The following is an 8244-nucleotide window of genomic DNA, read 5'->3' on the forward strand; positions in this document are numbered from 1 at the left end:
GCAAATATGTCGAATTGTACATCAGCGGCGATAACCTGCTCGACCAGAAATATGAGACCTTACGGTATTACACCATGCCGGGGGCCACTTTCTTCGGGGGAATTAACTTGAAGTTTTAAATAAAAAGACAGGAGGGAAATACTCGCCCTTTGGTTCATAAAATTTTTTCATGTTATAAAAGTCTATGTTTTTCCCTTTGAAAGTTCACAAATCCAATCATAGAATTTTGATTTAAAGATTTTAAATCACAACTTTAACATTTAATTCTTCAAATAATATCCAGAGAACAGACAAGACTATAAACAACCCTATAATCGTTAGTAAAAACCCAAGAAGGTGAAGCAAATAATCATAACAACAATTTTTTCCATCTGTGTTTTAAATACATACGGACAAGATTCCCTGAAATGGACTTTTCAGGCCAAATCTGGCATATATACATCAGCAGCCGCTGATAGGAACAACATTTATTTTGGAAGCAATGACTCCAATTTTTACGTTCTGGACAAAACAAACGGCAACTTGAAATGGAAGTACAAAACAAATGGGCAAATAAAATCACAGCCAGCACTATTTGATGAATCCGTAATCATCAATAGCAGTGATGGCAATTTATATTCGTTTGACAAAAATACGGGTAAGATCCTCTGGATATTTAAAACCAAAGGCGAAAAGAGATATGATATGTGGGATTATTATTTGTCGTCACCCATAACATACCAAAGTACTGTTTACGTGGGAAGCGGAGATGGTTTTGTATATGCCGTAGGTGCAAAAACTGGAAAACTTGACTGGAGTTTTAATACAGGAGACATTGTTCATGCGACGCCGGTTATTGAGCGTGAAAAGGTATTTATAGGAAGTTATAACGGAACCTTTTATTCCCTGGATTGCAAATCAGGAGATTTGGTTTGGCAATTTAAAACTGTAGGTGACAGATATTTCCCCAAAGGAGAAATTCAAAAAGGGGCAGCTGTTTATAAAAACTCCATAATTTTCGGAAGCCGGGATTATAATATCTATTCATTGGATTTAAGTACAGGCCGTGGACTTTGGAACATGAAAGAAAAATATGGCAGCTGGATCATTGCCATTCCTTTTGTTTATAAGGATAAGATATACTTCGGGACCTCTGATTCACATCAATTTTATTCAATGAATGCTGACGGCGGGAATATAGAATGGGCACTTCCAATAAATATGAGGGTATACGGTAGTGCCGCATCCTATAATGACAGGATTTACTTTGGTTGTTTTAATGGGAAATTGTATGGCGTCAACCCCAGGACTGGAAAAATTGAATATACCTTCCAAACATACAGCAGCAGGGAAAAATATCCCTCCATTTATAGGGAAAATGGAGAGTTTAGGGAGGATTTTCAATTGTATGGTTCAGATATGCAGGGATCGGAGAAAAAGATACTGGATTTAGGGTCAATTCTTGCCACTCCGTTAATTGATGAGGGAGTAATTTATTTTGGTGATTCAAAGGGAACTTTTTATGCGCTGAAACTAAAGTAATAGTACTAACTGCCGTTTCTGATACCAATTTTCCAAAAGATCGTTCTTATTTTTAAGTTTTATGACAGGAAAATATTGAAGATTCTTATTGAATTTGTCAACTGTGTATAATATTTCGATATTTTTAACCTCTATAAGAAAGGTGTTATTTATGATTCATTTTGTTTTGAAATTATACTATTGAAAATGCTTTAAATATGAAAAAGAATATTGATCGGAGGGCTTTTATCAAGGGGACATCACTTGCCGGATTAGCAGGAATATTGACAACCAGTGCTGCAGCAAATGCAATAGGAATTCCCCATGGATCATCAGTTTTAAATTCCCGGCTTGGTGAAGAGATGGATCATTCCCGGAAATTATCCTATAACCAGAATGGGAAATTTAAAATCGTGCAGTTTACGGATACGCATTATATTTCGGGAGATTCCCGTTCCGTAAGGGCATTAAAAAACGTAAATGAAATACTTGATATAGAAAAGCCGGATTTGGTCATTCATACCGGTGATGTTATTTTTGGTAAACCGGCAGAAGCCTCCATTCGTGAAATACTCGATCCCATATCAAAACGGGGAATACCCTTTGCTGTTACATTTGGGAATCATGACGAAGAATTTGACAAATCGCGGAAAGAACTGTACCAGATACTTAAAAGTATTCCATACAATATTAGTTCTACAACAGAAGGGATTTCCGGCGTAACCAATTATATACTTACTTTAGGTTCTACCGGCAAAAAAACAATCGATCGTGTATTGTATTTGTTTGATTCAAATTCCTATTCCAAAATTAAAGGGATAAAAGGGTATGATTATATTCACAACGATCAGATCAGTTGGTATCGTAAACAGAGTATGGAATTCACAAGGAAGAATGAGGGACAACCTGTTCCATCATTGGCTTTTTTCCACATCCCGTTATTGGAACATAAAGAAGCGGCCCATAATGATGGAGTTGTTCTCTCCGGTACAAGAGGGGAAGCGACTTCATCGTCAAATCTCAATTCGGGTTTATTCGTTTCAATGAAGGAAATGGGGGATGTACATGCCATATTCCTTGGTCATGATCATGATAATGACTATTCCCTGTATTGGAATGATGTTTTTTTTATTTATGGCCGTTACAGCGGATGCGATACCGTTTACAATAATTTGAAACCCAATGGTGCACGTGTGATTGAACTTGCGGAAGGTGAAAAAGGTTTCCGCTCATGGATACGTTTGTCCGGAGGTTCTATTATTCAGGATATGAGATATCCGGATGATTTTATGAAAAAGTGAAATCATTTACCTTCATAAATCCAGCATTACAATAAGGAATAGGTGAACATCATTCAATGATTCTGTTAACCAACAGTAAATGACGGCCGGCTAACAGAATCATAAAAAAACTTACTTCATGCCTGCCAAAGCATCTTTTACAGCCTGGGCAAGAGGAATTGTAGGCCTTCCGATAAGTTTTGAAAGCTGTTGTCCGTCGTCAAACAAATCGCCTTTTGAAGCACCGGTATCCCAACCCGCAAAGGCTTCAGCCAAAGCTTCAGGCAAACCGAAACTTTTCAATTTGCCGGCATATTCGGATTCGCTCAGATCCATATAAGGGATGTTTTTCCCGGTCTGGCGTGAAATTTCGGCAGCCAAATCTGTTAATGTATAGGCTTCATCGCCTGCAAGCTCATAAACTTTCCCCTGGTGGCCTTCGCCGGTTATAACGTTAACCGCTGCTTCAGCATAATCGGCCCTTACGGCAGAAGAAATTTTCCCAGCACCGGCACTGCCTAAAAAAGCTCCACCTGCAACTGCGCCCGGCACTGAAGCCGTATAATTTTCGGTATACCAGCTGTTACGCAACAGGGTATATGGAATACCCGACTCTTTTATGGCTGCTTCAGTCATAAGGTGTTCGCCTGCAAGGCTAAGTGATGACCTGTCTGCGTGCAAAAGGCTTGTATACACGATCCATTTGACACCAGCCTTTTTAGCTGCTGCAATCACATTGGCATGTTGCCTGGCACGCTGTCCAACCTCATTGCCTGAGATAAGCAATAAATAATCGATACCTCTAAGGGCATTGGCAAGAATCTCCGGCTTATTGTAATCAAATTCACGGGCTTCCACGCCCAAATCTGCTGCTTTCTGGGGCGTCCGCACCAATGCTACGATACTTTCTGCAGAAACTTTCCCTTTTAGTTTTTCAACTGCTATGTGGCCTAAATGGCCAGTCGCTCCCGTTACTCCAATTCTCATTTTTAATTCCTTTCTTTTTTAAGTTTAATAATTTCCATTTTATATTTGCTCTCTAAAAGTTATTTAATTACTTTTGGTGAGTCAAAGTTAAAAAGTAACTTATATAAAAACAAGAACTTACCCAATTGTGCTATACTGAAATAAAGGTAAGAAATATTAAAAATCAATCAGTTATGGACGAAAAAATTTTAAAAAAATTTAGCAATCCCGAACAATGCCCGGTAAGGAATGTAATCGACCGGATAGGCGATAAATGGTCCGTACTGGTACTTATGGTACTGGAAGACGGAGAAGTACTAAGATTTAATGAACTATGCGGATATATTAAGACCATCTCACAAAAAATGCTGACGGTTACCCTTAAAACCCTGGAAGCCGACGGGCTGGTCAAACGTACCGTCTATCCGCAAATCCCCCCCAAGGTAGAATACGAATTAACCCCACGTGGACAATCCTTAATGCCGCATCTGCATGATCTGGTGGCCTGGGCATCAAATAATATGACGGACATCAAGAAATCAAGGGAAATCTATGCAGCCCATGCTGAGAGTCTAAAATAATATGGTTTGAGGTTGTTTGATACGGTTTGAGGTTGTTTGAGGTTGTTTGAACCATTTCAAACCTTTTCTCAAACTATTTCAAACTATTTCTCAAACACAAAATTTCTTTACAAGCTAAATAAATTGCTAAAACATTATTTATCTTTAAAAAATAATTTCAAGACGAATTTAAAGCTAAAGATGAAAAAATTATATATTTTAATAACCCTGATTTTATTATTCACCACCAATATCCTCTTCTCTCAAACCGGAACAATTTGCAAATGGAATGACGATAAAAAGGCTGCCGTTGTTTTGACTTTTGACGACTGGTCGCCCGGACAATACTCCATCGCAGTCCCGGAATTAAAGAAAAGAAATATCAATGGCACTTTTTTCATCATTTTATCCTCAGTTGAACCCTGGAACCATCCCTGGTCTGAGGTGATCAAAACCGCAGACTATGGAAACGAAATTGGCAATCATACCCAAACGCACCCGGATCTTTCAAAAATTTCTGCAGCCCGGTTAGATAGTGAAATCCGCAGCATGAAAGATACCCTTGACAAACATGTAACTTCGCAAAAAGTTGTGTCGCTTGCCTATCCGTTGGGTGCATACAATGATCAGGTCCTTAAGGAAGTAAAAGAATCTGGCCATATTGTTGCCCGTAGTGTTTTTTCGGTTTCGCAAAATTATACCTACAATTTTGCGCCCAAAGAAAATGATTACTTCCATATCCTCACGTATCAAATGGACAGCAGCAGATCCACTTCCGACTTTTTTCAGCAGATAAAAAACATCATGAATGGAGGAGGTCTTTTAACATACTTGTATCACAGCCTGGATAATGCCCAGGGCACTTATAACGACAACTGGTTTGCCAAAGTTTTGCAGGATTCCTTGCAAAAACAGCTGGATACTTTGGTATCGGTCAGAAATAAAGTATGGATCACTACGCTGGGCCAGGCAATAAAATATCACCGGGAGGCAACCTGCGCAAAAATCACTGAAGAAATGCCTTACAACGGACAACAATGGGTTGTAAATCTGACTGATACATTGTCCAACAATGGACTATATAACCAACCCCTAAGTATAAAGTTGAAAACCAACGGGGTGAAATATCTGGAAATTGCACAAAATAACCAACCGCTCAAGATTGATTCGGTATTTAACGATACTCTACTGTTTCATGCAGTACCCAATGCAGGTCAGATAATTCTGAAAAACACAAAAAAAGCCACTATTACAAACCTGATTCCAAAAGAAAAGATCAGAATTTATCCTGTACCGGCTACGAATTTCATAACCATTGATGCCAATTTCTCACTGTACAACGCTAAAATAATCATAAGTGACCTGGTCGGCCGGAAAATTAAATCCACCAAAAACAGGGAATATTCAAACCAACTCACGATAGATACTTCTCATCTGAAAAGAGGCGAATATGTCCTAAATATCAGTCTTAATGATGAATATTATGCACAAAAGATCCTAGTAAATTAGTTTAGCAAGGCTCTGACAATACTATGCGGCTTATTGCAAAGCGACATAATTATCATCAAATCGAAAGATGAAAGAAAACTTCAACTGATTGTTTATTATCAGTTGAAGTTTGTAAACTGAAAAAATACCCAATAAATAGTCAAACATTAAATACTTTATCTAATAAGCCATATATAATCCGGTTTAAAACGCAACCATTTGTGATAATCTAAAAATCATCCCAAATGGAATAAAGGGGAAAACATTAATTTACCCCTTTATTCCATCTGAGGATATTAAGCTATAATCCTTCTAATTTTTAATATTTAAAACAGTTCCTTTTACCTTGTCCCAGATAATACCAGGTTTAGTTTTAGAAAATTTCTGACAGTTTAAATTATTTATTTTATACTTTTCCACATCATCTAAAACAACCGCAGGTCGTACATCTTCATTCTTGCAGGTTATGTTTACATTCTTACAGTTGAGATTTTTGACATGCCTAACATAAAGTCCATAAGCCGGACAAATCCCATAAATATTAAATTCAGGGTATTTGTCAACATTCTCGGGAGGATTTCGATAAATGTAGCTTGTATCCATAATGGAACCATAATATTTCAGATTGCAATTTTCAATCAGGAGATTTTCGATTTTCCTCTCAGGAATACCACCAATTGCAGATCCCACACCAGGGCCTCCCTTAGCCAAAACATAATGTATATCGTTATTCGTAATATTTCTTACCGTAATGTTTTTCATGTGGCTTATCGGCGCTTTAGTCGGTCCGCCCTTAAAAATCCTTCCTCTGTTCCCCAACCGGATGAATAATGGGGTACTGCAATCGGTCAGGGTAATACCATCATATGTAATATTTTTAACATCCGCTCCATCAACGGCTTCAATGGCTATACCGTATCGTGTAAAGGAAGTGACGTTTTTGACCAACATATTTTTTACAATTCCGTGAGTTTCGGTTCCTATTTTAACCGCGTGACAATTGTTATAACGTCCGATACAATCATGAATATAAATATTTTTAGTGGGTTTCATGGACATTGCTTTAATACAAATTCCATCATCGCCGGAAATGCTGTAAAATTTACTTATTTCAACATTCTTACACCCACTGATATCGATCCCGTCTTCATTATTGACCCCGGTATAACACCTGACCCTGACATTTTCAAAAGATAAATTTTCGCATCCTTCATAATATTGAGTCCAATTGGCGCTTCTGATAAGGCTAATATCCTGAACTTTGACATTTTTGCATTCAACCATACGGATTAGCCGGGGTCTTTCATACTCATTATTCCGCCCCCCCCAGGGATAACCTTCCCTCAAAGCATAACCGTCAATAATACCTCCTCCCTTTATCGCCACATTCTTTTTTCGGTCAGCATATATAAACTGAAAATTTTCATTTGAACGAAATGATTGTAACGAACAAATTTTAGCAGGAAAGTCGGCATGTAACGCCGATGCCCTTAATAATGCCCCTTCAGCAACAAAAAGTGTAACATTATCCTTTAATTCCAAGGTCCCGGAAATAAAGATCCCGTCATGCAGATAAACAGAACCGCCACCATTTGCAGAGCAGGCATCAATGGTTGACTGGATTGCCAAAGTATTATTTGTTTTGTTATCTCCTTTTGCTCCATAATTCAAAACATCAAAAACCCTGCCTTCCGGTTTTACCATAGAAGGAAATGCATTTGTAGGATTAACGATAACAATAAACATAGATTGTTCATTACTCCCATTTGCACCCAAAACGACTGAATCACCCTTCTGAAAACTCTTTTTAAACAATTCAAAAACCTGATTTTCAGAATTAACAATAAATTTTCCAGTTTTAGTGTATGAGTTTAACCAGGCAGGTTTTTCTTTTATCCCAGTACTATGGGCAATATATACTTCTGCATCAGCTGAAAGCTGGAACGAGGCAATGACAGATTTATCGAAAAATTTCGATTTGTATGAAGTCTGTATCCAGTCGGCCCCATATAATTCAGCAGGCATTTTTATGATGTCCAACAGGGTATCTCCATACATTTGTGCACCAGCGTGTAAATTACCAAGCTCAATCCAATGCGAAGCATTGTAATTATCTGTCCAAACATCATGAATATCCAGATTTTTGATTAATCTGGTATTTCCAAACGAACAAATTCCCATTTCCAAAAGGAATAATAAAAAAACAATGTACTTTAAATATTTCATTCGAATACAGTTTAATTTTTAAAGGACTTATAGAACGCCATGTTTGCTATTTCATCATTATTTTGTGTTTATCCGCAAACATGTTGGCTTCATACTTTACTTTATTTTTCGTGGCATTATAAAATGAAGGATAATTCTGATCACTTAACAATATTGAGCATATTTATTACCATTTGCACGGCTGATTCGTCATAACGGATTCCATAAAGTCCATTCTGACCATA

Annotated in this window: 6 protein-coding genes; 4 read left to right on the forward strand and 2 right to left on the reverse strand. The window is 37.6% G+C overall.

Annotated elements, in window-relative coordinates; genetic code table 11:
* Positions 1 to 336: 336 nt before the first annotated feature.
* Together Q8907_09480 and Q8907_09485 are read left to right on the forward strand one after the other, a co-directional pair.
* Positions 337 to 1521 carry a PQQ-binding-like beta-propeller repeat protein gene (locus tag Q8907_09480; GenBank protein ID MDP4274495.1) on the forward strand — a complete coding sequence of 395 codons (1185 nt, stop codon included), beginning with the start codon at positions 337 to 339 and terminating at the stop codon, positions 1519 to 1521.
* 197 nt (positions 1522 to 1718) lie between these two features.
* Complete coding sequence (locus Q8907_09485) at positions 1719 to 2801, forward strand: metallophosphoesterase family protein (protein MDP4274496.1); 1083 nt, start codon at positions 1719 to 1721, stop codon at positions 2799 to 2801.
* A gap of 111 nt (positions 2802 to 2912) precedes the next feature.
* Here Q8907_09485 and Q8907_09490 read toward each other — a convergent pair whose 3' ends face one another.
* Positions 2913 to 3767: an SDR family oxidoreductase gene (locus Q8907_09490; protein ID MDP4274497.1), complete on the reverse strand. Its 855-nt coding sequence runs from the start codon at positions 3765 to 3767 to the stop codon at positions 2913 to 2915.
* Between the two features lie 173 nt (positions 3768 to 3940).
* Here Q8907_09490 and Q8907_09495 point away from each other — a divergent pair, with 173 nt between their 5' ends.
* The gene (locus tag Q8907_09495; protein ID MDP4274498.1) at positions 3941 to 4327 is read left to right on the forward strand and encodes a helix-turn-helix domain-containing protein; all 387 of its coding nucleotides are present in this window, start codon (positions 3941 to 3943) and stop codon (positions 4325 to 4327) included.
* A gap of 180 nt (positions 4328 to 4507) precedes the next feature.
* A complete protein-coding gene (locus Q8907_09500) occupies positions 4508 to 5815 on the forward strand; it encodes a polysaccharide deacetylase family protein (GenBank protein MDP4274499.1) in 1308 nt (435 codons plus the stop codon).
* 291 nt (positions 5816 to 6106) lie between these two features.
* On the opposite strand, the gene Q8907_09505 is transcribed toward Q8907_09500, so the two are convergent.
* Entirely contained in the window at positions 6107 to 8020 is a 1914-nt protein-coding gene (locus Q8907_09505; protein ID MDP4274500.1) for a glycosyl hydrolase family 28 protein, read from the reverse strand.
* Between the last annotated feature and the right edge of the window lie 224 nt (positions 8021 to 8244).

Source organism: Bacteroidota bacterium, assembly GCA_030706565.1.
Lineage (GTDB): Bacteria > Bacteroidota > Bacteroidia > Bacteroidales > JAUZOH01 > JAUZOH01.